We start from the raw sequence: 23,914 nt of genomic DNA, 5'->3' as shown, positions 1-23,914 counted from the left end.
GGCGCTCGATTTGTTACGTGTAATCAATAAGTTGGCATCCCCATGCTCTTGATGATCGACAACTACGACAGCTTCACCTTCAACCTCGTGCAGTACCTGGGCGAGCTGGGGCAGGCGGTCAAGGTGGTGCGCAATGACGCGCTGGACGTGGCGGGCATCCGCGCGCTCAAGCCGTCGCACATCATGATTTCGCCCGGTCCGGGCACGCCGGACGACGCGGGCGTGTCGCTGGATGTGCTGTGCGAGCTGGCGGGCGAGATCCCGGTGTTCGGCGTGTGCCTGGGCCACCAGGCGATCGGCCAGGTGTTCGGCGGCAAGGTGATCCGCGCCAAGCAGATCATGCATGGCAAGACTTCCCCGGTGCGCCATCGCGGCCAGGGCGTGTTTGCCGGCCTGCCCGATCCGTTCGAGGCCACGCGCTACCACTCGCTGGTAGTCGAGCAGGCCTCGCTGCCTGATTGCCTGGAAGTGACGGCGTGGACGGAGAACCCGGATGGCTCGATCGACGAGATCATGGGCCTGCGCCACAAGACGCTGCCGGTGGAAGGCGTGCAGTTCCATCCCGAGTCGATCCTCACCCAGCATGGCCATGACCTGCTGCGCAATTTCCTCGGCCTGCCGCTGAAGCTGGCCGCATGAGCGCGGCCGTGAACCCGCCGGTGGGCCGTCGCGTCACCATCACGCCGCAGGAGGCCCTGCAGCGCACGATCGAGCATCGCGAGATCTTCCACGACGAGATGATCGAGCTGATGCGGCAGATCATGCGCGGCGAGGTGAGCCCGCTGATGACCGCGGCCATCATCACCGGCCTGCGCGTGAAGAAGGAAACCGTGGGCGAGATCACCGGCGCGGCGCGCGTGATGCGCGAGCTGTCGGCCAAGGTGGACCTGCCGGCGCACGAGCACTTCATCGACATCGTCGGCACCGGCGGCGATGGTGCCAGCAGCTTCAACATCTCCACCGCCTCCATGTTCGTCGCCGCCGCGGCCGGCGCGCGCATCGCCAAGCATGGCGGCCGCAGCGTGTCGTCCAAGTCGGGCAGCGCGGACGTGCTGGAGGCGCTGGGCGCGGTGATCGACCTCAAGCCTGCGCAGGTAGCGCAGTGCATGGCGGAAACCGGCATCGGCTTCATGTTCGCGCCCAACCATCATCCGGCGATGAAGGTGGTGGCGCCGGTGCGCAAGGAAATGGGTGTGCGCACGCTGTTCAACATCCTGGGCCCGCTGACCAACCCGGCCGGTGCGCCCAACATCCTCATGGGCGTGTTCCATCCCGACCTGGTCGGCATCCAGGTGCGCGTGCTGCAGCAGCTGGGCGCGCAGCGTGCGCTGGTGGTGTGGGGCCGCGACGGCATGGACGAGATCTCGCTGGGCGCCGCGACGCTGGTCGGCGAGCTGCGTGACGGCGAGGTGCGCGAGTACGAGGTGGAGCCGGAGGATTTCGGCCTCGCCATGGCCTCCAGTCGCAACCTGCGCGTGGAAAACGCCGAGGAAAGCCGAGCCATGCTGCTGGAGGCGCTGGAGGGTCGTCGCGGCGTGCCGCACGACATCGTGTGCCTCAATGCCGGTGCCGCGCTGTATGCGGCCAACCTGGTGGACTCCATCGCCGCGGGCATCGAACGCGCCCGCGCGACCATCGCCAGCGGCGCTGCCCGTGCGAAAATGGACGCCTTCGTGGCGACCACCCGGCGCCTGGCCGAACAAGCCTGACGCTCACATCATTTTCATGCCCGTACCCCGCAAGCTTTCCCCATGACCGACATCCTCCAACGCATCCTGACCCGCAAGTCCGAAGAAGTCGCCGAGCGCAGCGCCAAGCTGCCGCTGGTGGAGCTCTCGGCGCGGGTGGGCGACCTGCCGGACACGCGCGGCTTTGCCGCGGCCATCGAAGCGAAGATCGACGCCGGCCTGCCGGCGGTGATCGCCGAAGTGAAGCGCGCCAGCCCGAGCAAGGGCGTGATCCGCCACGACTTCGATCCCGCGGCGATCGCGCGCAGCTACGAGAAGGGCGGCGCGGCCTGCCTGTCGGTGCTGACCGACCGCGACTTCTTCCACGGCAGCGAGGATTTCCTGCAGCAGGCGCGTGACGCCTGTTCGCTGCCGGTGCTGCGCAAGGACTTCGTGATCGATCCGTACCAGGTGTACGAGGCGCGCGTGATCGGCGCCGACTGCATCCTGCTGATCGTCGCCGCGCTCAGCGACGCCGCCTTGCTCGATCTTTCGCTGCTGGCCGCCGAACTGGACCTGGACGTGCTGTGCGAAGTGCACGACGCGGAGGAACTGGAGCGCGCGCTGGCCCTGCCGGTGCCGCTGATCGGCGTGAACAACCGCAACCTGCGCACCTTCCACACCTCGCTCGACACCTCGCTGGAACTGCAGCAGCTGATGGAATACGACCGCATCCTGGTCAGCGAGTCGGGTATCCACACGCCTGACGACGTGGCCTTGTTGCGTGACGCCGGCATCAACGCGTTCCTGGTGGGCGAGGCATTCATGCGCGCCGACGATCCGGGAGCGGAACTGAAGCGACTCTTCGCGACCACGTAAGCCATGTCCACAGGGGAATCCACTTCGGTGCTGCCGGCGGCGGCAGCGGATGCGTCCGCTCCGCGCACCGTGCTGTTCGATTTCGACGGCGTGCTGATCCACGGCGACGCGTTCTCGCTGTTCCTTCGCGAGCAGTATCGGCGTTCGCTGCTGCGCAAGCTGGCGGCGGTGCTGGCCTTGCCGTGGATGACGCTGGTGGCGCCGTTCTCGCGCCGGCTGGCGCTGCGCTCGGTGGTGCACGTGGGCCTGCTCGGCTTGGGCGAGCGCCGCTACCGACAGGCGGCCGAAGCCTTCGGCGCTGGGCTGGTGCGCCGGCCGCGCCAGTTCTGCCGGGACGGGCTGAACGTGCTGCGCCGCCACCAGGCCGCCGGCGATCGCGTGATCGTGGTGACCGGCTGCGAGCACGTGCTGGTCAGCCACATCCTGGCCCAGCTTGGCCTGCAGGACATCGAGGTACTGGCTTCGCGGCTGCGTCCGGGGTTGTTGGGCATGCGCGTGAAGCTGCACAACGTGGGGCGGCGCAAGACGGCCCTGCTCGCTGCCGCGGGCGTTGGGGAGTGGCATGTGGCCTATAGCGATTCCCTGCTCGATGCCCCCATGCTGAAGCCTGCAGCCGAGGCGGTGCTGGTCAACGGCACGCCCAAGCTGTGCAAGAAGCTGGAGAAGGCGCTGGGGCGCACCATCACCCGCGTCGACTGGTTCTAGCCTGGCCGGGGTGTTGCTGGTCGCCGTCCCTGTCGGGGTGGCGGATCCGGCAAGCACCCGTGCGGTCTCCCGCGCAGCGGACGCGCCTTCGCCCATGGCCGACTGCACCGGCCGGGGCCGTGCTGCGTTATCGAGCCGTGAGCCACCCCGGAGGTAGGCTCGTTGTGCCGTGGCCGATCCGCTCGCCCATCCTGGCGCCCGCGGGTTCCATGGAGTCATCACTCACATCATTGGTTTTGGGGGCTCGTCGATGTACCTCCCTTCACTCGCCCAGCTGGCGCTCGGCAGCCGTCTCAAGTCGCTCAGCGATCATTTCTACGCAGCGGTGGACGAGGTCTATCGGTCCTGTGGCGCGGGCGTCGAGTCGCGCTGGTTTCCGGTGCTGCGATTCCTGTGGGAACACGGCGAAACCACGGTCAGCGACGTCGCCGTGGCCATTGGCCAGACCCACTCGGCGGTGAGCCAGCTGGCCGACAAACTGGTCGATGCCGGCCTGGTCTGCCGCAAGAAGGACGTGCTGGACGGCCGCCGCAGCCTGCTGGTGCTGACCGAGCAGGGACAGGCCGCGTTGTCGGCGTTGGGGCCGATCTGGGTGGCGGTGCGCCGCGGCATCCGCCGCTCGCTGGGCGAGGAGGGGTTGGCGACGCTGCTGGAAGCCCTTGCGGCCACCGAGCAGGCCTTGGAGGATCGCCCGGTGGTCGACGCCATGCTGGCCGAATACGCCGCCCTGACCACTGCAAAGCTGCAGATCGTGCCCTACGAGCCGGCCCTCAGGGAACACTTCTATCGCCTCAATGCGCAGTGGCTGGAGCGTCATTTCCGCATCGAGGACATCGACCGCGAGCTGCTGGGCGACCCCGAGCGGCATGTGTTGGCTCCCGGCGGCGCGATCTTCTTCGCGCGCCTGTCCGATGAGGTGATCGGCACCTGTGCGCTGCTGCAGGAGGCGCCGGGCGTATACGAGCTGTCCAAGATGGGCGTGGACGAAACCTTCCGCGGCATGGGTGCCGGTCGGGCGTTGCTGGCCGCGGCCATCGAGGAATTCCACCGCCGTGGCGGCACCGAGCTGTTCCTGGAGTCCAACAGCCGCCTGAAGACGGCGCTGCGCATGTACGAGCAGTCTGGCTTCGTGCTGCAGCCGGGGCCGCGCACGGGTTCGCACTACGAGCGTGCCGATGTCTACATGATCTACCAGCCCGAGAAGGGCCGGGCGGCATCGGTCAAGGCAGGGCGGGGCTGACGCAGGGTGCCGGGTGCCTGGCCCCGGGGCGCCGGAAGTCCCGGCGCCTGGTGGCAACGTCCCGGCCAGGGCCGGGACGGGAGAGGGTCAGCGGGTGCCGCGCACCACGATGGTCTTGCCGGCCACGTCGATCATGCCCTGTTCCTCGAGCTGCTTGAGCACGCGGCCGACCATTTCACGGGAGCAGCCCACGATGCGACTGACCTCCTGGCGCGAAATGCGGATCTGGGTGCCCTCAGGATGGGTCATCGCATCCGGCTCCTGGCACAGGTCCAGCAGGGTCTTGGAGATGCGGTTGGTGACGTCCATGAAGGCCATGCGGCTGACCTGGCGCGAAGTGCGCAGCAGGCGGTGGGTCAGCTGGGAGCCAATGGCGAACAGGATCTTCGGGCATTCCTCGCGCAGCGGGCCTTCCATCAGCTGGAACAGGCGCTCGTAGCTGATCTCGGCCATTTCGCAGGCCGTGCGGGTGCGCACCATCGACTCACGCTGGGCCTGCTCCACGAACAGGCCCATCTCCCCGATGAACTGGCCGCGGCTCAGGTAGGCCAGGATCAGTTCGCGGCCCTGCTCATCCTCCGTGCACACGGCCAGGGAGCCGTCCACGATGTAATACAAGGTGTTGGCTGGGTCGCCCGGCCGGATGATGGCCGTCTTGCCCGGGTAGCGCCGACGGTGGCAGAGCGCCAGGAAGCGCTCCATCGAGGCCGGGTCCGGGGCGAAGCTGGCTGGCGCCTGGGAACGTTCAAAAGCTTGTTGTAGCTGATATTTGAGTTGCGCCACGATGAGTCCCGTAGATTCAATTCGGGGGACGCAAGCGCCCCCCGACAGTCCAATCCTTCCCCCCTCCGGGCATTATGGCAAACTAACCTGACCTGCCGAAGGTTCAGTTTTCCCTTTTTTTGCCGCATACTTCACGGTCTTTCGGACGCGATCTCTTTGTCGCGCTCCGGTCACAAGGGTCGTGGAAGCTTCCTGCTTTCACGTCGAATTATCTAGCGGGGACCCTTGTAGCTAACCCGCCTCTACTGCTGGCCGCCGATCCGGCCATGGAGAGTCGCTGTGGTGAAACCCCTTCCGCGCCTGCGCCTGCAGGGCTTCAACAACCTGACCAAGGCACTGAGCTTCAACATCTACGACATCTGCTATGCAGTGTCCGAAGAGCAGCGCCAGCGCTACATCGAGTACATCGATGAGCAGTATGACGCCGACCGCCTCACCCAGATCCTGACGGATGTGGCCGAGATCATCGGCGCCAACATCCTCAACATTGCACGCCAGGACTACGATCCGCAAGGCGCCTCCGTCACCATCCTCATTTCCGAGGAGCCGGTGGTGGAGAAGCTCGGCCGCGACACCATCTCCGACGCAGTGGTGGCGCACCTGGACAAGAGCCACATCACCGTCCACACCTATCCGGAAACGCATCCGCACAACGGCATCGCGACCTTCCGTGCGGACATCGACGTGGCCACCTGCGGCGTGATCTCGCCGCTGAAGGCCCTGAACTACCTGATCGACAGCTTCGAGTCGGACATCGTCATCGCCGACTACCGCGTGCGCGGCTTCACCCGCGACGTGAAGGGCAAGAAGCACTTCATCGACCACAAGATCAATTCCGTGCAGGACTACCTGGCCAAGCACATTCGCCAGAAGTACGAGATGTTCGACGTGAACGTCTATCAGGAAAACATGTTCCACACCAAGATGCACATCAAGGACTTCGACCTTGATACCTATCTGTTCGAGGCGCATGCCGACGATCTTTCCTTCAAGGAGCGCCAGCGCATCGAGTCGCTGCTGCGTCGCGAGATCGAGGAGTTGTTCCACGGCCGCAACCTGATGTGATGAAAAAACCCGCCGAAAGGCGGGTTTTTTTTGCCACATCGCCGCCGCTCTCTTTTGTATTTGTAGGAGCGCACAGCGCACCCTGCGCGCGAAAAGACCTACGAAGCCCGACAGCGAACCAGCCGCGAACCCACGGCTGCTGAACCGGCCTCGCTCAAATGCGGTATGCCACCGTCTTCATCACCCATGACGTCAGGTGCATCACACCGGGGATCGGGAACGGCAGGTCCACGCCACCGCGTTCGCGTGCATCGTGGGCGTGGCGGATCTCGTCGGCCTGCATCTGCTGAAGCACGGCACGCGAGCGCTCGTCCTGTGGCGGCAGCTTGTCGAGGTGCTCTTCCAGGTGGGCTTCCACCTGGTGCTCGGTTTCCACCACGAAGCCCAGGCTGATCGGGTCGCCGGCCAGCGCGGCGAGCGCGCCAATGGCATAGCTGCCCGCGTACCACAGCGGGTTGAGCAGGCTGGGGCGACTGTCCAGCTCCTTCAGGCGGTCGGCGCACCAGGCCAGGTGGTCGGTTTCCTCGGCGGCGGCATGCAGCAGGTGCTGGCGGTTCTCTTCGCTGCGCGCGAGCGCGGCCTGGCCGTCGTAAAGCGCCTGTGCGCAGACTTCGCCGGTGTGGTTGATGCGCATGAGGCCCGCGGCGTGACGTCGCTCGGCGTCGTCCATGTCGGCCTCGTCGAAAGCCTCTGCCGGCGTGGTGCGTGCGGCTTCCGGCGCGCCTGCCACAGTCTCCAGTGCGCGTTCGAAGCCGGCCAGCAGGCGGTCGAGCGGCGAGAGCATGCGTACGTTCATGGCGAATTCTCCAGTTGCTGGGCCAGCAGGGTCAGCGGGTGCATGTGCGGCCAGTGCTGGCCGTGTTCGTCCATGCCCGCCGCCAGGTGCAGGCGACAACCGATATTGGACGACAACAGCTGCTGCGGTGCCAACGTGGCGATCTGCCCCAGCGTGGCTTCGCGCAGGCGTGCGGCGCGTTCGGGAAATTCCAGCATGTGCGAGCCGGCCGCTCCGCAACAATAAGGTGCGCGTGGCGCCACCTGCAGGTCGAGCTCCGGCACCTTGCGCAGCAGCGCCTGCAAGGCGGCCTCGCTGCGTGCCACGTTGACCTGCGTGCACGGCAGGTGCAGCGCGACACGGCGGGACAGTGGGCGAAAACGCAGGTGCTCGCTGCGCTCGGCCAGCAGGCTCACCGGGTCGCGCACCGGCACACCGGGCAGGGTACGGCGCAGGGTGCCCAGGCAGCCTGGCGTCACCGAGACCAGTTCGCTGGCGCCCGAGGCCTGCCAGGTGTCTCGCACACGTTCGGCCAGGCGGTCGGCCGTGGCCATCTCGCCACCATGCAGGTCCATGGCGCCGCAACAGAACGCAGGCAATCGCGTGACGTGGTAGCCGGCCGCGTGCAATAGCGTGATCGCGGAGGCTTCGGCCTCGGCGTCTTCCACGCTGGCCACGCAGCCTGGAAACAGCGCCACGCGTGGCGCGGCACCAGCGGGCTCCTCGCGCGCCACAGGCAACGGTTCCGGCAGGGCATCGGGGAGGGTATCCAGTGCTGCCCGCCAGGCCGAACTGGCGGGCAGTCGCGCACCCAGGCGGACCTTCCACCGCGCCAGTCCGGTAGCGCTTGCGACGCGGGCCGCCAGGCGCAGCAGCGTAGGCTGCCGCAGCAAGGCCAGCAATTGACGCGGGCGCCCGGGCAGGGGGCCGACCAGGGCACGGGTTTCCACCAGCAGTTCGTCGTATTTGACGTTGGCGGGGCATACGCGCTGGCAGTTGAGGCAGCCCAGGCAGTGGTCCAGGTGCGTGCGCAGGGCCGCCGTCGGCTCCGCATCACCCCGGGCCAGGGCGGCGGCGATGGCGATGCGGCCGCGCGGCGATTCGGCCTCGCTTCCGTCCAGCCCATAGGTGGGGCAGGTGGGCAGGCACATGCCGCATTGCACGCACTGGTCGGCGAGCGCGGCGATCTTCTGTTTTCGGGTGAGGGGGGGCTTTTCAAGCGCCATGTTGATCATGCTATCATTGCCAACTCGCATCCCACCGGTCGGTGGGCTTGCGCGATTGATGAAAACTCCGTTATCATCTCGCGCCTTTGTTCCACCGATTACGTGTACCGCCCTTGAGGCGGCAGACTAGGTATTCTGAAATGAAAACGTTCAGCGCCAAGCCGGAAAGCGTCAAGCGCGATTGGTTCGTGATTGACGCCACGGACAAGACGCTCGGTCGTCTGTCGACCGAGATCGCCCGCCGTCTGCGTGGCAAGCACAAGCCGGAATTCACCCCGCATGTCGACACCGGCGATTATATCGTCGTCGTCAACGCGCAGAAGGTGGCCGTCACGGGTGCCAAGCTGGACGACAAGATGTACCACCGCTTCACCGGTTACGTCGGCAACCTGAAGACCACCAGTCTGAAGGACCTGCTGGCCACGCACCCGGAGCGCGTCATCGAAATCGCCGTCAAGGGCATGCTGCCGAAGAATCCGCTCGGCCGCGCGATGTACCGCAAGCTCAAGGTGTACGGCGGCGCCGAACATCCGCATACCGCTCAGCAGCCGCAGGCGCTGGAAATCTAAGGAATCATCATGGCGATCCAGCAGAACTACGGCACCGGCCGCCGCAAGACCTCCGCCGCTCGCGTGTTCCTGCGCAAGGGCACCGGCGCGATCACCGTCAATGGCAAGACCCTCGACCAGTTCTTCGGTCGTGAGACCTCGCGCATGATCGTGCGTCAGCCGCTCGAGCTGATCGAGGCGACCGACAAGTTCGACGTCAACGTCACCGTTGCTGGTGGCGGCATCACCGGCCAGGCTGGTGCGATCCGTCTCGGTATCGCCCGTGCCCTGATCGAGTACGACGAAAGCCTGAAGAGCCAGCTCCGCAAGGCTGGTTTCGTGACCCGCGACGCCCGCGAGGTCGAGCGCAAGAAGGTCGGTCTGCACAAGGCCCGCCGCGCTACCCAGTTCTCGAAGCGCTAATCGCGCTTCGACTGGCCGGTGCATCAAGTCAGAGCGCGCCGCCCAGCAGGGTTTTGGGAGATCGTCTAACGGTAGGACAACGGACTCTGACTCCGTTTATCTAGGTTCGAATCCTAGTCTCCCAGCCAAAAACAAAAAGCCCGCCTTCATGGCGGGCTTTTTGTTTTTTGGTCTGGGAAACAGGGGACAAAGCACGTTCGACAAATTCGTCTGGAACGAATTTGGACAGCGCAACGCGCTGGCCCCGTAGCGCGCAGCTCGAGAGTGAGCCCCGTCGAAGAAGCGAACAATCCCGGTTCCGTACGTTGGCGAAATTCGCAATAAGAGCTGATCATCAAGGCGGGCACTTGGTTTACTCCGCAATGCGAACGAAGCTGGCTCCCCGGCAACGGCGAAGTGGCGTCCTGTCATCCACTACCCGCAGGATCGCGTTGCCGCTCGACATGAGTCGGGTTCGCCCATTGAAAAGGATGCCGCAAGATGAGCAAGAGCAAGTTCGCCTCCACCTGGAAGTGCGTCGTGGGCCTGGCCGCGTGCCTGGTTTTGCCCGGTATCGGCTTTGCGGATGACAGCTCCAGTGGCGGTGCGCCCGGCCAGCATTTTGATCTTGCCGCCTACAAGCTGCAGACGCCGCTGGCGAAGGGCGACAGCGTGAAGGAGGTGACGCAGCCGTCGCTGCGCGACTTCAGTTCGCCGTACTTCTATTACGACGCGGCCGCGAAGGCGATGGTGTTCCTCTGTCCCGACAATGGCGCGTCGACGCGTGGCTCGCATTTTCCGCGTTCTGAGCTGCGCGATACGCGGGAATGGACGTTCTCGGGCCGCCACTCCTTGAGTGCATCGTTGGCGGTGACCCGCCAGCCAGGTACCGGCAGCATCATCGTGGGCCAGATCCATGGCGACGGAAAGGGTTCGGAGGCGCTCAAGATCCGCTGGAGCCGGGGTGATGTCGTGGTGGGTATCAAGACCAATCCGGGCAGTACGGAGCAGCGCTCTACCCTGGTGCACGGGCTGAAGCTGGGCGATCGCATCGATTACCGGATCGTGCAGAAGGACAACACCGTGACCGTCACCATCAACGGTGCCACGCAATCGTTCACCTACGATCACGGCTGGGACGGCCAGTCGGTCTACTTCAAGGCGGGCAATTACCTGCAGGACAATTCCGGCTCGGGGTCGGTGGGCGTGGTGAGTTTCTACGCGTTGTCCAACGGTTAGGCACGTATCCTGCGGGCGCCTGTCGGGTGATCGGCCTGCCGTGCGATGGCGGCAGGCCGGTATTGAGGCGCATGACATGGCCGGCGGGCGCTGGCCATATGTCGCCGGGCCAACAGCGTGCTGGGCCTGGCGTATGCCGCCATCATCGTGATCTCGATGCCGGGCGCGTGGGCGTTCTATCTGTTCATGGGCGTAATCGAGGCGCTGCTTTGGGTGCTGATTGCCTGGCAGGCCTGGCGATGGCCGCGAATGGCAAGCGCCTGACTACCCTAGAGGCATCCGGCGCTGCTGTTGCGCGCTCTCCAGTCTGAGCTTGTTGGCGTGAACGAAGAACCTCGACGCCGCTCAGGCCAAGGGGCCAATGCCTCGCGCGATGGTGAGGGCGAAGGCGAGCCACGTTGCGCCGGTGAACAACAGCAACGGCAGGTTTGGACGCACCGCAGCGTCGGTCGCGGGAAGCGCGGGCATGCGCCGGATCACCAGTAGATAGCCGATCGGCGCCAGGCCAAAACTCAGCAGCCCATCGAGTGCCGAACCCAGTCGGTCACCATGCCAGAGCGCACCGAGCACCATGGCTGACATGACGGCGCCGAGATAGGGCAGCAGAAGTCGCCACGGACGACCACCCGCCAACGGGGCGGCGATACGGCCGGCGATGCGCAGAACAAGCACATACACAGCCAGGCCCATCGCGCCGACAATCGCATGCCACACACCGGGCCAGGCAAGGTCAGTGGCGACATGCCCCCAGTCATCGCTGCCGTCGATGGCTTCGGCGATGGTCTGGCCGCAAACCCACAACAGGCCGAGCGTACCCAGGGTAAACAGCCACACCCGCAAGGTGATGAGGCGCGCGGGTACGGCACGCAAGGCCAGCAGTGCCAGGCACCCCATCACGAGCGCGCCGACAGGCCCGCCACCATCAGTAAGGACGCCGGCGCCATCGCAGCGGAAGACCAGGAAGGTCAGCAGGGTGATCCTTCCCCCTTCGATCACGCAGGCCGTACCGTGCCCGAGAAGTTCGTGGGCGAGCGAGGCCATGATGGAAACCAGTACGCCCACGGCCAGCAGCGTCGGCACATCGTCCTTGATGTTCTCGTTCAAAGCATGCTCCCCGGATGGGCCACCCCCATGGCAAGGCCAAGGCTAGCAGTTCCTGGCATGCATGATTGGGTTGGAACCGGACGCGGCTGCATTCACGAACCAAGGACGTCGGTGAGTCGACGCTAGCGCCGGTTCGATGCGCCGGCAACCCAGCATGCTGCAATCCACCTCGCCCCAAGTCGACGCCGGTTCCAAGCCGGATACACCCCGCGAATGCGGCATCCTGGCGCCGATGGGCGTGACGGTGTTCCGTCGCATCTGGATCGCCAACCTGCTTGGCAACCTGGGTACCTGGGCGCAGTCGGTGGCGGTGGCGTGGGTGATCACGGCCGCGCACGCCGGGCCGATCATGGTGGCGATGGTGCAGGTGGCTTCCGCCGCGCCGCTGGTGCTGCTGTCGATCGCCACCGGCGTGCTGGCCGACAACTACGACAAGCGGAAGATCATGCTGGTGGGCCAGGTGGTGGAGATGTCCGGCGCGATCTTTCTCACCGGCCTGGCCTTCCTGGGGCATCTCGATCCCAATGCGCTGATCCTCGCCGTGCTGTGGATATCGCTGGGCAGCGCCATTACCGTGCCTGCGTGGCAATCGGCGGTGGGCGAGCAGGTGCCACATGGCATGGTCAGTTCGGCAGTGCTGCTCAATGGCGTGAACTACAACGTGGCGCGCGCCGTCGGGCCGGCGCTCGGCGGCGTGATGCTGAGCGTGATGGCGCCCAGCTGGGTGTTCCTGCTGAACACGCTGACCTACGTCGCGCTGCTCGCCGCGCTGTGGCAGTGGCAGCACGTATTGCCGGAGCGGCGCCTGCCGCCGGAAGGCATCCGTGAAGGCATGGTGGCGGCGCTGCGCTTTACCTGGAACTCCACGGTGACGCGGCTGGCGATGCTGCGCTCCTTCATGTTCGGGCTGACCGCCAGCGTGATCTGGGCACTGCTGCCGCTGGTGGCGCGCGAGCACCCCGGCGGCGATGCTGCGCTGTATGGCTACATGCTGGGCATGCTTGGGGTGGGTGCCATTCTCGGCAGCGTGCTGGTGCCGCTGTTGCGCAAGCTGCTCGGATCGAGCCGGCTGATCAGCGTGGCGGCCGGTACGCTGGCGGTCATGCTGGTGCTGATCGGTTATGGCCACAGCCTGGCGGTGATGATGCCTGCGCTCGGCGTGGCGGGTGCATGCTGGATCGCCGCGCTCACCGAATACAACGCCAACGTGCAGTTGCTGGTGCCCGACTGGGTGAAGGGCAGGGCGTTGGCGCTGTACCAGACGGCACTCTACGGCGGCCTTGCGATCGGTTCGTTCCTGTGGGGCCACCTGGCCGAGACGATGAGCGTGTCCGGCGCCATCCTGGCAGCCGCCGTCGCCATGGCCGTGTCGACCCTGCTGGCCTATCACTCGCAGTTCCCGCGCCTGGAGGCAGGCGCGATGAAGCTGGTGACGCGCAGTAAGACCATGCCGCCGCAACTGGTATTCAACCATGAGCAGGGTGACGTGGTGATGGCGATCGAGTACGTGATACCCGCCGAACGGGTCGGCGAGTTCGTCTCGCTTGCCGATGCCTTGCGGCATCTGCGGCTTCGCAACGGCGGTCGCTACTGGGGGTTGTTCCGCGACATCCGCAACGAGGAAGTGTGGCGCGAGGTGCTGCTGATCGAGAGCTGGCTGCAGCATCTGCGCATGCTCGATCGCATGACACTGGCCGACAAGGCGCTGATCGATCGCGTGAAGGCCCTGCACAAGGGGGATGATCCTCCCCGCATCACCGTCGGCGTGACCTACCAGTCGATCGACTACACGGCGCCCGTGGATGATGGTGCGTAAAGACGTCCAGACGGCCAAGTCGCGCAACATGCGCACGAACTTGCCATGAAGGAAACGTGAACTTGCGTCGTGACGGGTGTCACATTATGTGATGACTGACGCGTTTTCTTCATCACGCTGACACAGCCATGCTTTTTGAAAGATAGTCGTAAGCCAGGCGGGACTATCGGTGGAAGAGCCGTCCAGTCATGTCATGACTGCGTCGTATGGGGAGGCGGCTGGCAATTTCTTACGTGGGTACACCAGGCCAACCGCTCAGTGCGGAGGTTAGGGCGGCGTGCGTCCTGGTGACCTTTCCGAAACCTCTTTCGTGGGAGGAAGCAACGTGAGATTCAACAAGATGTGCGGTCGGATGACCGCGAAGACCCTGTTGACGCTATTGGCTACCGGTGTAGGCGCTGCCTTCGCCGGTCACGCGGAAGCGGCCACCATCGGCTTGCTGTCCGCACCGCAGGTGACCCATGCGGCCAACGACAGCGATCGCGTGGCCCTGCCGGGCAACGTGTCGCCCTTCGCCACGGCGGAGAACGACCGCGGCGCAGCTGCCGACAACCTGCCGCTGGAGCACATGCAGCTCCTGCTGAAGCGTCCGGCGGATCGCGAGGCGGCGCTGCAGCAGTTCATGCAGGAACAGCAGACCAAGGGATCCCCGAACTACCGCAAGTGGCTTACCGCGGAGCAGTTCGGCCAACAGTACGGCCCCTCGCAGCTGGACATCGATGCGGTGACCAGCTGGCTCAAGTCGCACGGCTTCACCGTCAACCAGGTGTATCCGAGCGGCACGATGATCGATTTCTCGGGTACCGCCGGCCAGGTGCGCAGCGCCTTCGGCACCGAGATCCATCACCTGAGCGTGGCCAATGCCGGTCATATCGCCAACATGACCAACCCGCAGATCCCGGCTGCGTTTGCCGGCGTGGTGCAGGGCGTGGTGTCGCTCAATGACTTCCGTCCGCATACCAACTTCAAGCCGCACGCCGATTACACCTTCACCAGCAGCGGCAGCACCTACCAGGCGGTGGTGCCGGCCGACCTCGCCACGATCTACAACTTCAACCCGCTGTTCAACGCGGGCATCACCGGTACGGGCCAGACCATCGTGCTGATCGAGGACACCAACGTGTACTCGACCTCGGACATCACGACGTTCCGCTCCACCTTCGGCCTGCCGACGGCCACCTTCAGCCAGGTGCATCCGGGTAGCTGCACCAACCCGGGCGTGGTGACGGGCAACGACGGCGAAGCCGAACTCGACGTGGAATGGGCCGGTGCCGCGGCGCCGGGTGCCACGCTCGAGCTGGCGTCGTGTGCGGATACGTCCACCACGTTCGGCGGCCTGATCGCCATCGAGAACCTCATCAACGCCTCCGGTACGCCGCCGGCGATCATGAGCGTGAGCTACGGCGAATGCGAGGCGGAGAATGGCGCCACCGCGAATGCGGCGTACATCTCCACCTACGAGCAGGCAGCCACCGAAGGTGTGTCGGTGTTCGTCTCCTCTGGCGATGAAGGCGCGGCCAGCTGCGACGCCGACGAGAGCAAGTCGACCCACGGCATCGGTGTCAGCGGCTTCGCTTCCACGCCTTACAACGTGGCGGTGGGTGGCACGGACTTCGGCGATACCTACGCCGGGACCAACAGCACGTACTGGAGCTCGACCAACAGCTCCACCTACGGCTCGGCCCTGTCGTACATCAACGAGATCCCGTGGAACGACTCCTGTGCCAGTGCGCTGATCAGCGGCAAGAGTGGCTACAGCACGCCGTATGGCAGCAGTGGCTTCTGCAACAGCGCCACCGGCAAGGAGTACTACCTGACCACGGCGTCGGGCAGTGGTGGTCCCAGCGGCTGTGCCAGCGGCTCGGCGAGCACGAGCGGCGTGGTGAGCGGCACCTGTGCGGGTACGGCCAAGCCTTCGTGGCAGTCGGGCTTCCTGGGCAACCCGGCCGACGGTGTGCGTGACATTCCGGACGTCTCGCTGTTCGCGGCCAATGGCGTGTGGGGCCACTACTACGTCTACTGCTACACCGACACCGCCGGCGGCGGCGTCGCCTGCACCGGTGCCCCGAGTGGCTGGGCTGGCGCGGGCGGCACCTCGTTTGCCTCGCCGATCATGGCTGGCATCCAGGCGCTGGTGAACCAGAAGATCGGTGCCAGCGTGGGCAACCCGAACCCGACCCTGTACTCGCTGGCGGCGACGGAATACGGCAGCAGCGGCAGCACCTCGTGCAACTCCAGCAACGGCAATGCCGTGGGCAGCGGCTGCATCTTCTATGACGTCACCCAGGGCGACATGGACGTGAACTGCACCGGTTCCCACAACTGCTATCGCCCGTCGGGCACCAACGGCGTGCTGTCCACCTCGACCTCCAGCTATGCCAAGGCCTACGGCACCGGCACGGGCTGGGATTTCGCCACCGGCATCGGCACGGTGAATGCGGCGAACCTGGTGAACAACTGGCCATGACGGCCTGACCGTCGAGTACCAGGCTTTGGAACGATGGCGCCTCCCGGGAAACCGGGAGGCGCTTTTCCATCGGGCCTGTCCAAACGAAAACGCCCCGCGCAATCCGCGGGGCGTTCGAGCAGGCAGGGTCGTGCCGCGACGGCTTAGAGCACCTTGTCGCCGACCAGTACCACGTCGGCCGCGCGACGCGCGAACAGGCCTACCGAGACAATGCCCGGGATCTGGTTGAGATCGTTCTCCAGTGCGACCGGGTCGACGATCTGCCAGCCATGCACGTCGATGATCCAGTTGCCGTTGTCGGTGACCACGCCATCGCGCCACACCGGGTTGCCGCCACGCTTGGCGATCTCGCGGCCGACCAGGCTGCGCGCCATCGGGATCACCTCGATCGGCAACGGGAACTTGCCCAGCACGTTCACCAGCTTGCTCGAGTCGATGATGCACACGAACTTTTCGCTGGCCTCGGCCACGATCTTCTCGCGGGTGAGCGCCGCGCCGCCGCCCTTGATCAGGCGCTTGTGGTGGTCGCACTCGTCGGCGCCATCCACGTAGAGGGTGAGCGGGCCGGTCGAGTTGAGGTCGAGTACCGGGATGCCCAGGCGCTTGAGGTGGGCGGTGGACTGCTCGGAGCTGGACACCGCGCCCTGGATGCGATCTTTCAGGCCGCCCAGCGCATCGATGAAGTAGGCCACGGTGGAGCCGGTGCCGACGCCGACGATGGCGCCGTCCTCGACGTAGCGGATGGCGGCTTCGCCGGCCTGGCGTTTTTCGTTGGCGTTGCTCATGGGCGTGTTCCGGTAAGGAGGGAAGTTATTCCAGCGTCAGGATGTGGCGCCACTCGGCGGCACCCACCGGCATCACCGACAGGCGGTTGCCCTTGCGCACCAGCGGCATCTCGACCAGCTTGGGATCGGCCTGCAACTGCTTGAGCGTGATGGTGTGCTCGAGCTTCTTGACGAACTTCACCTCCACCAGCGTCCAGCGCGGGTTGTTGCGCGAACTGGCGGCATCGAAGTACTTGCTCTTGGGGTCGAACTGGCTGGGGTCCGGATAGGCATCGGTGGCCACTTCGGCGATGCCGACGATGCCAGGCTCGTCGCAGTTGGAATGGTAGAAGAACACCTTGTCGCCCACCCGCATGCCGTCGCGCATGAAGTTGCGGGCCTGGTAGTTGCGCACGCCGTCCCAGGGTTCCTGGCCCTTGCGCTTGAGGTCGTCGATGGAGAACGCGTCCGGCTCGGACTTCATCAGCCAGTACTGGGTGCTCATGCGCGTGCTTCTCCATCCTCGCCGGTGGCGTGGCAGTCGATCAGTTCGTGGTCGGTGGCTATGAAGTCCAGCGGCACGTCCCAGGGTTCCTCGTCGATCTGCGGCAGCTCCTGGAAGGCATAGGCGATGCCTACCAACAGCGGCTCGGTGGGGCGCACCTGCTCGTTGAGGAAACTGAAGGCCCGGTCGTAGTAGCCGCCACCGGTGCCCAGCCGGTTGCCGCGGCGGTCGAAGGCCAGCAGCGGCACCAGCACCAGGTCCAGCTGGAACGGTTCCAGCAGCTCGGTGGGGTGGGCCGGCTCGGGAATGCCGTAGCGATTGGGCTCGATGTCCTGGCCAGCCTGCCATGGCGCGAAGCGCAGCCGATGGCCCGGGCCGATCACCGGCAGCAGGAATTGCTGGCCACGGGTGGCCAGTGGCGGGATCACCAGGTTCAGCGGCAGCTCGCCATCGCAGGCCCAGTAGCCGGCGACGCGGGCATCGGTAAGGTATTCAGGTAGTTGCTCGAGGCTGCGCCGCAAGCCCTGGGCCGCGGCAATGCGCTGCGGGGGCGTCAGTGCACGGCGCCGCCCGGCCAGTTGCCGGCGTAGTTCGCGTCGCTGGGCGGTGGCGTCCACGTGCGCGTCTCCTGCAAAGCGGGCCCGCGTACGTGCGGCGAGAGGCCCTGTGCCGCGCGGCGCCAGGAGGCGCCGCGCGGTGGGGAAAGAGGTGGCGTAAACCGCGATGCCGCTGCCCACCAAACGACCTTGATCCACGATGGATCAGGTGGGAGGGCTACATGGCCTCAAGGCTTTCCGCGCGCGGCGGACATGCACAACAGCCGATGAAAAGCCGACCCGGGGCCGTATTTAGGAACAAGGCAAATGTAAGAGTGTGCTGGCGCACACCGCAGAAAACGCCGGTGACTATTTTATGTGGGCGTCCAGTGCGGCTTCAAGCTTGCGACGCAATGCAGCCAGATCTTCAGTCACGTTCTGATCAGAGCCACTGTGCTGCTTGCGCAAGGCGAGGAACTCGTGGGTGACGCTGATGGCGGCCAGCACGGCCAGACGGTCGAAACCCGGCGCCTTGGCGTTGGCACGCAGCTCACGCATCTTGCGATCGAGGTAGGCGGCCGATTCCAGCAGGCCTTCGCGCTCTTCCGGCGCACAGGCGATCAGGAATTCGCGGTCGACCAGGCGCAAGGCGACCGGTTCGTTGGCGGTGGTGCCCACGCTGCTCTCAGCCATTGTTTTCGAGCGCCTTCAGTCGCTGGATCATCGCTTCGACGCGGCTCCGCGCCTGTTCGTTGCGAGCCATCAGCCCGGCGCGCTCATTCGCCAGCTGCTCCTGGCTGTGGCGCAGGCTGCGGTTTTCCTCGGTGAGACGGCGCACGGCGTCGAGCAACCGGTCGATCTGCTCGCCAAGAGCTGCTAGCTCCTGCTTGACGGGGTCTGGCTTGACGGTGTCGGGCGCGCTCATGGGCGGAAACTATAGCAGGAGGCCCGGCCAAAACAGCAGGCTCGGCGGCGTTTCGGGAAGCCCTGCATTAAACTTCAGGCCTGCATAGAAAGGAGTACTGCCCATGGCCGCCAACGAGCCGATTGGCTACGAAGAACTGGACGACACCGTTGTCCAACTGCAGCTGGGCGTGCCCACCAGCGACCTGCACGGATCGCTGTGCGGCTTCCTGGCCGGTGGTGGCCGGATGGGCCGGCAATCGCTGGTCGAGGCGCTGCACCTGGACTCGGACGTGCAACCGGCCGGCCGCGACAAGGCCCTGCTCGAACGCCTGGTGACGCAGACCGAAGCCGAACTGGCCGATCCCGAACTGGGTTTTGAACCGCTGCTGCCCGCCGACGACCGTCCGTTGCCGGAGCGGGCCGAGGCGCTGGTGGACTGGTGCCGGGGTTTCCTCGGCGGCTTTGGCCTGGCCGGCGCCGAGGCGCATGGCAAACTGTCCGAGGAGGCGCAGGAGATCCTGCGTGACCTGGGGACCATCGCGGCTTCCTCGTTCGACTTCGGCGACGAAGGCGAGGACGAGGACGCCCTGATCGAGGTGCACGAATTCGTGCGCATGGGGGCGATGCTGCTGTTTGCCGAATGCTCCCGCCGCGACCCCAGCCAAAGCGATACCGTGCATTGAGCATTTCGTCCGAGGAATACGCCCGTCGACGTCGCCAGCTGATGCGCATGGCGGGCGAGGATGCGGTACTGCTGGTGGCCGCCGCGCCAGAGCGTGTGCGCAACGCCGACGCCAATTGGCCGTATCGCCAGGACTCGGACCTGCACTACCTGTCGGGCTTTCCCGAACCCGATGCCGTGCTCGCTTTGCTGCCCGGCCGCAAGCACGGCGAGGCCGTGTTGTTCTGCCGCGAGCGCGACGAAGAGCACGAGCGCTGGCACGGCGAGTCGATCGGCACCGATCGGGCCGTGAGCGAGCACGGCATGGACGACGCGTTTCCCATCGATGACATCGACGACATCCTGCCCGGCATGATCGAGGGTCGGGGCAGGGTGTACTGCCATTTCGGCCGCGAGCCCGAATTCGACGCCCGCCTGCTCGGCTGGATGCGTCGCCTGCGCCAGTTGCGTGGCGGTGGCGTGGTGCCCAAGGAATTCGTGGCGCTGGGCCACCTGCTGCACGACCTGCGCCTGTACAAGTCGCGCGGCGAACTGAAGTTGATGAAAACCTCGGCATCGATCGCCGCCGATGCGCATCTGGCCGCCATGCATGCCGCCATCGCCGGTCGGCACGAGTACGAGGTGGAGGCGGAAATCCTGCGTGTCATGCGCAGCCGTGGCGCGGTGCCGGCCTTTCCGCCGATCGTCGCCAGCGGCGCCAATGCCTGCGTCATGCACTACACCGCCAACCGGGCCGGCCTGCGCGACGGCGACCTGCTATTGGTGGATGCCGGCGCGGAAATGGACTGCTATGCGTCCGACATCACCCGCACCTTCCCCATCAGCGGGCGCTACAGCCGCGAGCAGCGTGCGCTGTACGAGGTGGTGCACGCCGCGCAGTTGGCGGCGATCGACGAGGTGTTGCCCGGTCGTGCCTTCAGCGGCGCGCATGAGGCGGCCGTGCGGGTGATCAGCGAAGGCCTGTGCGCGCTGGGGCTGATCCGCAGCAGTGCCGATGAGGCGATCGCCGAGGGAAGCTACAAGCGGTTCTTCCCCGCCAAGACCGGCCACTGGCTTGGCCTGGATGTGCACGACGTGGGCGACTATCGCGTCGACGGCGAGCCGCGCCTGCTCGAGCCGGGCATGGTGGTCACGGTCGAGCCGGGCATTTACGTGCCGCCGGGTGACCTGGGCGTGGCCGAGCGCTGGCGCGGCATCGGCATCCGCATCGAGGACGATGTGGCGATTACCCGCGAGGGCAACGAGGTGTTGACCGAGGGCGTACCCAAGGACGCGGACGAGATCGAGAAGTTGTTGCAGGCGCGGGGTCGAAGCTCGACGTAGGAGCGCACCCTGAGCGCGACGGACCGAGGCGGATCGCGGTCGCGCACAGGGTGCGCTCCTACAGCAGTTGAAAGGGCGCCGGCGATCAACGCCCCGCTGGCGACCTGGGCTCCTTGCGCCGATGCGCTTCATCGTCGGCATTCACCTCGTACCACATCGCGTTGAGGATGCCGAAGGCGCAGGCCAGGCCGAGGCCGAGGATCCACGAGAAATACCACATGACGTCGCTCCTCTCTCAGTAGCCGTGGCCGGATTGGCGCACGTGGTCCAGCGTGACGCGACCGCGCACCACGCGGTACACCCAGCTGGTGTAGATGATGATGATCGGCATGAAGATCACCGCCATGGCCAGCATCAGGCCCAGCGTGCCCTGGCTGGAGGAGGCATCCCACACCGTGAGGCTGGAACGCGGATCCAGGCGCGAGGGCAGCAGGAACGGAAACAGCGCGAAGCCGGCCGACAGGATGGTGCCGGCCACCATCAGGCTGCTCCAGATGAAGCAGGCGAGGTTCTTCTTGCCCACGCTGAGCTGCACGCCGATGGCGCCGATGAAGCCGAGTACCGGCGCCGCCCAGAACCACGGGTACTGCATGTAGCTGGCGAACCAGCTGCTGCCGTGGGCCACTTCCTTGTGCAGCGGGTTGGACACGCCGTCGGTGACCACCGGGCCGACGATGGCGAAGCCGGCCACGCCGTAGGCGAGCCAGATGCCGGCCAGCACGTAGAACACCACGTAGGCCAGGGTGGTCCAGCGGGCGACACGCACGGCGCGATCGGCGACCACGTGGTCGGCCTTGTAGGCCGCCCAGCAGGCGCCGTGGGCCAGCAGCATGGACAGCGAGACCAACCCGGCCACCAGCGCGAACGGATGCAGCAATTCAAAGAAGCTGCCATCCCAGGTCATGCGCAGGTCGTCGTCGAACTTGAACGGCACGCCGAGGAACAGGTTGCCGAAGGCCACGCCCGAAATCAGCATCACCACCACGCCGGACGCGATCAGCACGTAATCCCACAGGGCTCGCCAGCGCGGGTCGTGGATCTTGCCGCGGAAGTTGAAGCCCACCGGTCGCAGGATCAGCGCCACCAGCACCAGGAAGATGGCCAGGTACATGCCGGAGAACGACACCGCGTAGAGCTGCGGCCACGCCGCGAAGGTGGCGCCGCCGGCGAGCACGAACCACACCTGGTTGCCCTCCCAGGTGGGCTCGATGGTCTCCAGCATCACCAGTCGTTCGTCCTCGGTACGCCCCAGCACGCGCAGCAGGGCCGCGATGCCGAAGTCGAAGCCATCCATGATGGCGAAGCCGATGAACAGGATGCCCAGCAGGGCCCACCAGATCAGCCGCAACGATTCATAGTCGAACATGGCGATCTCCTCAGGCGTGGGCCGGCACGGTGGTGGAGGCAGGCGCCGGCTCGGCCGGCGGCCACAGGCCAAGGCCATCCGGTCCCTTGCGGGCGTACTTCACCATCAGCACCGCGTCGATGATGGCCAGCGCGCTGTAGAACAGCACGAAGCCGCCGAGCGAGGTCAATACCTGGCCGGCCGTCACGCTGGACACGCCCAGCGCGGTGGGCAGCACGCCTTCGATCGCCCAGGGCTGGCGGCCGTATTCGGCCACCACCCAGCCCAGCTCCGCCGCCAGCCACGGCAGCGGCAGGCTCCATAGCGCGAGCTTGAGCAGCCAGCGGCGCTTTTCGAGCTGGCGCTTGCTGGATTGCCAGAAGATGAAGGCGAACAGCGCGATGAAGTAGAAGCCGCAGGCGACCATGATGCGGAACGACCAGAACAGCACCGGCACGTTCGGGATGGTGCTGTCGGCCGCCTTCTGGATATCGGCCGGCGTGGCGTGGCGCGGGTCGTCCATGAAGCGCTTGAGCAGCAGCGCGTAGCCCATGTCCTTGTCGTGCTCGGCGAGTATCGCCTTGGCCTGCGCGTTGTTCTTGTCCTGGCGCAGCACCAGCATCGCGTCATACGCCTGGATGCCGTTGTTGATGCGGCCCTTGGTGTCCTCCACCAGGTTGGCGATGCCGGGAATCGGCTTGTCGATCGAGCGGGTGCCGATCAGGCCCATCACCCAGGGGATGTGCAGGGCGTAGTGCGTGGTCTTGTTCTCCACGTCGGGGATGCCGAACAGGGTGAACGAGGCCGGCGCCGGCTCGGTTTCCCACATGGCCTCGATGGCAGCCATCTTCATCTTCTGGTTCTCGGAAACGGCATAGCCCGATTCATCGCCCAGCACCACCACCGACAACGCGGCGGCGAGGCCGAAGCTGGCGGCCACCGTCATCGAACGCTTGGCGAAATCGACGTTGCGTCCGCGCAGCAGGTACCAGGCGCTGATCGACAGCACGAACATCGAGCCGACCACGTAACCCGCGCTTACCGTGTGCACGAACTTGGCCTGTGCCACCGGGTTGAACATCACCTCGCTGAACGAGGTCACCTCCATGCGCATGGTCTCGGCATTGAAGGCCGAGCCGACCGGGTTCTGCATCCAGCCGTTGGCGATCAGGATCCACAGCGCGGAAAGGTTGGTGCCCAGCGCGAGGAACCAGGTGGTCAGCAGGTGCGCCACGCGCGACATGCGGTTCCAGCCCATGAAGAACAGGCCCACCAGCGTCGCTTCCAGGAAGAACGCCATCAGGCCCTCGATGGCCAGCGGCGTGCCGAACACGTCACCGACGTAGTGGGCGTAGTAGGCCCAGTTCATGCCGAACTGGAACTCCATGGTGACGCCGGTGGCGACGCCCATAGCGAAGTTGATGCCGAACAGCACGCCCCAGAACTGCACCATGCGCTTCCAGACTTCGCGCCCGGTCATCACATAGACACTCTCCATGATGGCGAGGATCCACACGATGCCCAGCGTGAGCGGTACAAACAGGAAGTGATAGAGCGCAGTCAGCGCGAACTGCAGACGTGAGAGCGTGACGACATCGGGGTCGATGATCATGGGCTTTCCGTTTGCGAGGTGGATGAAGCAGGCGCCGGTGCAAGCAGCTTTTGCATCGCGGCAGGTCGGGTATCGGGGCGTGCGTAGGGCGCCATGGCCACCCACCAGATCAGGGTGAGCAGCACGATCTTGGCGAGCACCAGCAGGATCAGCTCACGAGCCAGCCTGCGCAGGCGTGGCCGCGGCAATTCGACGGGTTCCGGATTGACCGGAGGCATGGACATGCGGAACGCCCCTTGCTGTACCTGGGGGCGAGCATACGCAAGGAATGTGAAGTTGTCGTGCGGAGGGTTGCCGCAGTGGCGCAAGGCCGCAGGGTCTGAAA

The 23,914-nt window shown here is 65.7% G+C and carries 27 protein-coding genes, 1 tRNA gene and 1 other RNA gene; 15 read left to right on the top strand and 14 right to left on the bottom strand.

The genetic code is table 11. The annotated features are described in order from the left end of the window. Nucleotides 1-42 precede the first annotated feature (42 nt). From DVU99_RS04410 to DVU99_RS04390, 5 genes are all read left to right on the top strand, one after another. Nucleotides 43-639 (top strand): aminodeoxychorismate/anthranilate synthase component II, encoded by a 597-nt coding sequence (locus tag DVU99_RS04410; protein ID WP_114238969.1) that lies wholly within the window; start codon nucleotides 43-45, stop codon nucleotides 637-639. Continuing rightward, nucleotides 636-1,709 (top strand): anthranilate phosphoribosyltransferase, encoded by a 1,074-nt coding sequence (gene trpD / locus DVU99_RS04405; RefSeq protein ID WP_114238968.1) that lies wholly within the window; start codon nucleotides 636-638, stop codon nucleotides 1,707-1,709. The genes DVU99_RS04410 and trpD overlap by 4 nt, the downstream gene beginning before the upstream one ends. Before the next feature lie 42 nt (nucleotides 1,710-1,751). Next, on the top strand, nucleotides 1,752-2,546 hold the full coding sequence (gene trpC, locus DVU99_RS04400) for an indole-3-glycerol phosphate synthase TrpC (RefSeq protein ID WP_114238967.1): 795 nt from the start codon (nucleotides 1,752-1,754) through the stop codon (nucleotides 2,544-2,546). A 3-nt stretch (nucleotides 2,547-2,549) separates the two neighbouring features. After that, entirely contained in the window at nucleotides 2,550-3,251 is a 702-nt protein-coding gene (locus DVU99_RS04395; protein ID WP_114238966.1) for a haloacid dehalogenase-like hydrolase, read from the top strand. 250 nt (nucleotides 3,252-3,501) lie between these two features. Beyond that, complete coding sequence (locus DVU99_RS04390; protein ID WP_114238965.1) at nucleotides 3,502-4,491, top strand: helix-turn-helix domain-containing GNAT family N-acetyltransferase; 990 nt, start codon at nucleotides 3,502-3,504, stop codon at nucleotides 4,489-4,491. A gap of 87 nt (nucleotides 4,492-4,578) precedes the next feature. Here DVU99_RS04390 and crp read toward each other — a convergent pair whose 3' ends face one another. Beyond that, the gene (gene crp / locus DVU99_RS04385) at nucleotides 4,579-5,274 is read right to left on the bottom strand and encodes a cAMP-activated global transcriptional regulator CRP (RefSeq protein ID WP_114238964.1); all 696 of its coding nucleotides are present in this window, start codon (nucleotides 5,272-5,274) and stop codon (nucleotides 4,579-4,581) included. Nucleotides 5,275-5,553: 279 nt separating this feature from the next. Between crp and speD the strand changes: the two genes are divergently transcribed. Then, the gene (gene speD, locus DVU99_RS04380; RefSeq protein ID WP_019465856.1) at nucleotides 5,554-6,339 is read left to right on the top strand and encodes an adenosylmethionine decarboxylase; all 786 of its coding nucleotides are present in this window, start codon (nucleotides 5,554-5,556) and stop codon (nucleotides 6,337-6,339) included. A gap of 154 nt (nucleotides 6,340-6,493) precedes the next feature. Here the strand turns inward: speD and coq7 are convergent, their stop codons facing one another. Then, a complete protein-coding gene (coq7, locus tag DVU99_RS04375; protein ID WP_114238963.1) occupies nucleotides 6,494-7,135 on the bottom strand; it encodes a 2-polyprenyl-3-methyl-6-methoxy-1,4-benzoquinone monooxygenase in 642 nt (213 codons plus the stop codon). Continuing rightward, nucleotides 7,132-8,340: a (Fe-S)-binding protein gene (locus tag DVU99_RS04370; protein WP_232823441.1), complete on the bottom strand. Its 1,209-nt coding sequence runs from the start codon at nucleotides 8,338-8,340 to the stop codon at nucleotides 7,132-7,134. The genes coq7 and DVU99_RS04370 overlap by 4 nt, the downstream gene beginning before the upstream one ends. Before the next feature lie 140 nt (nucleotides 8,341-8,480). Here DVU99_RS04370 and rplM point away from each other — a divergent pair, with 140 nt between their 5' ends. The 5 genes from rplM (at nucleotide 8,481) to DVU99_RS19665 (ending at nucleotide 10,793) form a co-directional block, all read left to right on the top strand. Then, on the top strand, nucleotides 8,481-8,909 hold the full coding sequence (gene rplM / locus DVU99_RS04365) for a 50S ribosomal protein L13 (protein ID WP_114238961.1): 429 nt from the start codon (nucleotides 8,481-8,483) through the stop codon (nucleotides 8,907-8,909). A gap of 9 nt (nucleotides 8,910-8,918) precedes the next feature. Next, nucleotides 8,919-9,311, top strand: a complete 393-nt coding sequence (rpsI, locus tag DVU99_RS04360) for a 30S ribosomal protein S9 (protein ID WP_074546260.1) — start codon at nucleotides 8,919-8,921, stop codon at nucleotides 9,309-9,311. Nucleotides 9,312-9,365: 54 nt separating this feature from the next. Beyond that, nucleotides 9,366-9,439: transfer RNA gene (locus DVU99_RS04355), tRNA-Gln, on the top strand. Nucleotides 9,440-9,791: 352 nt separating this feature from the next. Continuing rightward, nucleotides 9,792-10,529: a polysaccharide lyase family 7 protein gene (locus DVU99_RS04350; RefSeq protein WP_114238960.1), complete on the top strand. Its 738-nt coding sequence runs from the start codon at nucleotides 9,792-9,794 to the stop codon at nucleotides 10,527-10,529. A 117-nt stretch (nucleotides 10,530-10,646) separates the two neighbouring features. Continuing rightward, the gene (locus DVU99_RS19665; protein ID WP_157971346.1) at nucleotides 10,647-10,793 is read left to right on the top strand and encodes a hypothetical protein; all 147 of its coding nucleotides are present in this window, start codon (nucleotides 10,647-10,649) and stop codon (nucleotides 10,791-10,793) included. Between the two features lie 81 nt (nucleotides 10,794-10,874). On the opposite strand, the gene DVU99_RS04345 is transcribed toward DVU99_RS19665, so the two are convergent. Further along, the gene (locus DVU99_RS04345) at nucleotides 10,875-11,609 is read right to left on the bottom strand and encodes a hypothetical protein (protein ID WP_157971345.1); all 735 of its coding nucleotides are present in this window, start codon (nucleotides 11,607-11,609) and stop codon (nucleotides 10,875-10,877) included. A 178-nt stretch (nucleotides 11,610-11,787) separates the two neighbouring features. On the opposite strand from DVU99_RS04345, the gene DVU99_RS04340 reads away from it, so the two are divergent. Then, a complete protein-coding gene (locus DVU99_RS04340) occupies nucleotides 11,788-13,449 on the top strand; it encodes an MFS transporter (protein ID WP_114238958.1) in 1,662 nt (553 codons plus the stop codon). Between the two features lie 325 nt (nucleotides 13,450-13,774). Continuing rightward, complete coding sequence (locus DVU99_RS04335) at nucleotides 13,775-15,916, top strand: protease pro-enzyme activation domain-containing protein (protein ID WP_157971344.1); 2,142 nt, start codon at nucleotides 13,775-13,777, stop codon at nucleotides 15,914-15,916. 143 nt (nucleotides 15,917-16,059) lie between these two features. Here the strand turns inward: DVU99_RS04335 and rpiA are convergent, their stop codons facing one another. The 6 genes from rpiA to DVU99_RS04305 all read right to left on the bottom strand — a co-directional run bounded on the left by rpiA (nucleotide 16,060) and on the right by DVU99_RS04305 (nucleotide 18,646). Beyond that, entirely contained in the window at nucleotides 16,060-16,701 is a 642-nt protein-coding gene (gene rpiA / locus DVU99_RS04330; RefSeq protein ID WP_114238956.1) for a ribose-5-phosphate isomerase RpiA, read from the bottom strand. A gap of 25 nt (nucleotides 16,702-16,726) precedes the next feature. Then, on the bottom strand, nucleotides 16,727-17,185 hold the full coding sequence (locus DVU99_RS04325; RefSeq protein WP_114238955.1) for an EVE domain-containing protein: 459 nt from the start codon (nucleotides 17,183-17,185) through the stop codon (nucleotides 16,727-16,729). Next, entirely contained in the window at nucleotides 17,182-17,802 is a 621-nt protein-coding gene (locus tag DVU99_RS04320; RefSeq protein WP_114238954.1) for a 5-formyltetrahydrofolate cyclo-ligase, read from the bottom strand. Before DVU99_RS04320 ends, DVU99_RS04325 begins: the two co-directional genes overlap by 4 nt. 94 nt (nucleotides 17,803-17,896) lie before the next feature. Then, nucleotides 17,897-18,083: non-coding RNA, 6S RNA (ssrS, locus tag DVU99_RS04315), on the bottom strand. Between the two features lie 7 nt (nucleotides 18,084-18,090). After that, a complete protein-coding gene (locus tag DVU99_RS04310) occupies nucleotides 18,091-18,414 on the bottom strand; it encodes a cell division protein ZapA (protein ID WP_114238953.1) in 324 nt (107 codons plus the stop codon). Further along, entirely contained in the window at nucleotides 18,407-18,646 is a 240-nt protein-coding gene (locus DVU99_RS04305) for a TIGR02449 family protein (protein WP_114238952.1), read from the bottom strand. The genes DVU99_RS04310 and DVU99_RS04305 overlap by 8 nt, the downstream gene beginning before the upstream one ends. A 103-nt stretch (nucleotides 18,647-18,749) precedes the next feature. On the opposite strand from DVU99_RS04305, the gene DVU99_RS04300 reads away from it, so the two are divergent. Together DVU99_RS04300 and DVU99_RS04295 are read left to right on the top strand one after the other, a co-directional pair. Continuing rightward, nucleotides 18,750-19,310, top strand: coding sequence for a UPF0149 family protein (locus DVU99_RS04300; protein WP_114238951.1), 561 nt, complete (start codon nucleotides 18,750-18,752; stop codon nucleotides 19,308-19,310). Then, nucleotides 19,268-20,632, top strand: a complete 1,365-nt coding sequence (locus tag DVU99_RS04295; RefSeq protein WP_114238950.1) for an aminopeptidase P N-terminal domain-containing protein — start codon at nucleotides 19,268-19,270, stop codon at nucleotides 20,630-20,632. Before DVU99_RS04300 ends, DVU99_RS04295 begins: the two co-directional genes overlap by 43 nt. 85 nt (nucleotides 20,633-20,717) lie before the next feature. On the opposite strand, the gene cydX is transcribed toward DVU99_RS04295, so the two are convergent. The 4 genes from cydX to cydP are packed head-to-tail and all read right to left on the bottom strand — an operon-like array spanning nucleotide 20,718 to nucleotide 23,813. After that, nucleotides 20,718-20,852, bottom strand: coding sequence for a cytochrome bd-I oxidase subunit CydX (cydX, locus tag DVU99_RS04290; RefSeq protein ID WP_114238949.1), 135 nt, complete (start codon nucleotides 20,850-20,852; stop codon nucleotides 20,718-20,720). A gap of 15 nt (nucleotides 20,853-20,867) precedes the next feature. Next, complete coding sequence (gene cydB, locus DVU99_RS04285) at nucleotides 20,868-21,998, bottom strand: cytochrome d ubiquinol oxidase subunit II (protein WP_114238948.1); 1,131 nt, start codon at nucleotides 21,996-21,998, stop codon at nucleotides 20,868-20,870. Nucleotides 21,999-22,008: 10 nt separating this feature from the next. Next, nucleotides 22,009-23,586 carry a cytochrome ubiquinol oxidase subunit I gene (locus DVU99_RS04280; protein ID WP_232823451.1) on the bottom strand — a complete coding sequence of 526 codons (1,578 nt, stop codon included), beginning with the start codon at nucleotides 23,584-23,586 and terminating at the stop codon, nucleotides 22,009-22,011. Continuing rightward, nucleotides 23,586-23,813, bottom strand: coding sequence for a cytochrome oxidase putative small subunit CydP (gene cydP, locus DVU99_RS04275; RefSeq protein ID WP_114238946.1), 228 nt, complete (start codon nucleotides 23,811-23,813; stop codon nucleotides 23,586-23,588). The genes DVU99_RS04280 and cydP overlap by 1 nt, the downstream gene beginning before the upstream one ends. Nucleotides 23,814-23,914: the final 101 nt, after the last annotated feature.

The sequence above is a fragment of the Dyella sp. C9 genome (genome assembly GCF_003332825.1).
Taxonomy (GTDB): Bacteria; Pseudomonadota; Gammaproteobacteria; order Xanthomonadales; family Rhodanobacteraceae; genus Dyella.
Note: the sequence above shows the minus strand (reverse complement) of the source record. Positions and strands in the feature narration are given on the sequence as shown.